The sequence below is a fragment of the Microbacterium sp. genome (assembly GCF_003248605.1).
Taxonomy (GTDB): domain Bacteria; phylum Actinomycetota; class Actinomycetes; order Actinomycetales; family Microbacteriaceae; genus Microbacterium.
Genome location: NZ_QFPF01000179.1, coordinates 1 through 2,177 on the forward strand (window position 1 = coordinate 1; position 2,177 = coordinate 2,177).

A 2,177-nucleotide genomic window follows, 5' to 3' on the forward strand; every position below is an offset into this window, starting at 1 on the left:
GTCCTCGATGAGCATGAAGTCGAAACAACCTCGCTCGAGGTCCTTGGCCAGGTCGACGAAGAACTGACCCGTCGCCCAGTCGCGCGTCGAGTGGCCGGACCATTCCCTGCCCCACGCGGGTGCCCGAAAACCGGCCTGAAACCAACCGAGGTGGAACTTCGTACCGCTCATCATGCGCCTTCCTGCTGGCGATATCGACGTGCACCGAATACTCGGAGGACACTGGGCTAGCCTCAGTGGACAGGTGTTCACTGATGACGAACAAGCTACGACTCGACGGTTTCGTGGACGTGGCTCAGCGTTTCGGGCTCGTAAACCCTTGTGGCAGCTGCTGAATCCGACACCCCCTCGGGAACCGCCCCCCGAGGCGGCGCGAGGAGGTACCCCCCGTCGTCATTCCGATGGAGAGCGACGCGCAACGAGCGGTTGTTGCCGGAACTGACTACAAGGTCGGCGCTTGCGTTGGCGTCGCGCGGTGCTGGGTGACAGCATCCACTCTGCGAATGCCACTTCGCGGTTGCGGTGGGCGCGGGCGGTGGGGCGTGGGCGGTGGGTCAGCCGAGCGCGACGATGAGCGATAGAACAGCAAGCAGGGCGGCGACCGGGGTCATGGTGAAGCGCTCCTTGCGGCTGCGGGAGAGGGCGTTCATCAGGATGCCGAGCGCGAAGTAGGCCGTGACGATCCAGGCGGCGATGGCGACCGCGGGTTGCGGGATCGGTGCGGGGGCTGCGCCGGCGCGGGCGAGGATGATCCAGCCGATGAGCGCGTAGACGAGGATCGAGACCGCGCTGCCGATGCGTTTGCGGCGCGGCAGCACGCGGTCGGCACCGCCCCAGGCGAATTCACCGAGCGGAGCGCCGAGGACGAGCGCAAGCTGGAAGAGGGCGAGCGCGCCGAGGATCGCGGTGAGCGCGATCGCGGCGAGGGTTGTGGTTGGCGTTGCCGTGGCGGTGGCTGCGGTGGCGGTGGTTGCGGTGGTTGCGACGGCGGCGACTGCTGCGGCTGCGGCTGCGGCTGCGGGCATGGCGGCGGTCACCTGCGAAACGTAGCAGTGGTGGCGACTTGGGCCGTGGGTGGCGAGGGCTGCCGCGGGATCGCGCGCGATCCCTTGCCCTCGGCGAGCGGGTCGGGTCGGGTCGGGTAGGAGAGCGGGGACAGCGGGCGGGATGGGCGAGCGGGCGGGGTGGGCGAGCGGACGGGCGGGGTGGGGTGCCGAGTAGGGTGGCGCGAGAGTTGCCGTCCCGACATGGTGTCTTGTGCTGTTACAGGTCTGATGCAGTCCTAGACCTCGGGTACCGTTGTGGTGAATTGTTCGGCGGATCGGAGGACAACGTAGAGTCTCGAACATGAATACGAAGCCCGGCGGTGACGCACACGACGACAACGTCGACGGCGTCGACGCCGTGGCGGCGGGGTTGGCCGCGGAGTACGCGGCCGCGGTGTCCGCTATTGCTACGGCAGAAGCCCACGCGATGAGCGTGCTGGCGCGGGCGCAGGCGGTCGGGTTAGAACGGGTCGCGGAGATCCCCCGCTCCGCGGGCCGTGAAGCCGAACTCCCGTTGCGGGCCCTCGCCGCGGAGCTGGGTGCGTGTGCGCGGCAACCGGACCGGTCGGTGCAGCGGCGGATGAACGACGCCCACACCCTCGTGAACCGGTTCGCGGCGTCGTTTGAGGCGCTGGCCGCGGGTGTCGTGTCGGTCGGGCATGTGCGGGCGATCGTGGAACACGGGGTCAAGCTCACCGACCCGGAGGTTCGGGCCGCGTTCGAGACCGAAGCATTGGAGCGGGCGGCGTCGACCACACCCGGGCGGCTCGGACCGCAACTCGCACGACTCGTGGAGCAGGTGCAGCCGACGACGTTCGCGGAGCGGCACAAGGTCGCGCGCAAGAGCGGCGGGGTGTGGGTGCGGGACGTCGAAGACGGGATGACCGAACTCCTCCTCCGGGGCCCGGCGGTGCCGGTGCACGGCATCCACGACATGATCACCCACAAAGCAGCTGACGCGACTGGCGCGGGCGCCGCGGGTGGCAACATCGTGGATTCTCGGACGCTGGATCAGGTGCGTGCGGACGTGCTCACCGAGATGATCCTCACCCACCGGATCGACACGGAGACCGGTGAGGGGCTCGGCGACGGACACGGTGGACTGGCGTCGATCCGCGCGACGGTCAACGT

At 68.9% G+C, this 2,177-nt stretch carries 2 protein-coding genes; one reads left to right on the top strand and one right to left on the bottom strand.

Annotation, left to right across the window (positions count from 1 at the left end; translation table 11 throughout):
• Positions 1 to 554 precede the first annotated feature (554 nt).
• A complete protein-coding gene (locus DI573_RS14705) occupies positions 555 to 1,037 on the bottom strand; it encodes a hypothetical protein (protein WP_363331376.1) in 483 nt (160 codons plus the stop codon).
• Positions 1,038 to 1,347: 310 nt separating this feature from the next.
• Here DI573_RS14705 and DI573_RS14710 point away from each other — a divergent pair.
• Positions 1,348 to 2,177, top strand: an 830-nt coding sequence (locus DI573_RS14710) for a DUF222 domain-containing protein (RefSeq protein WP_292815901.1), incomplete at its 3' end; no start/stop codon positions are given.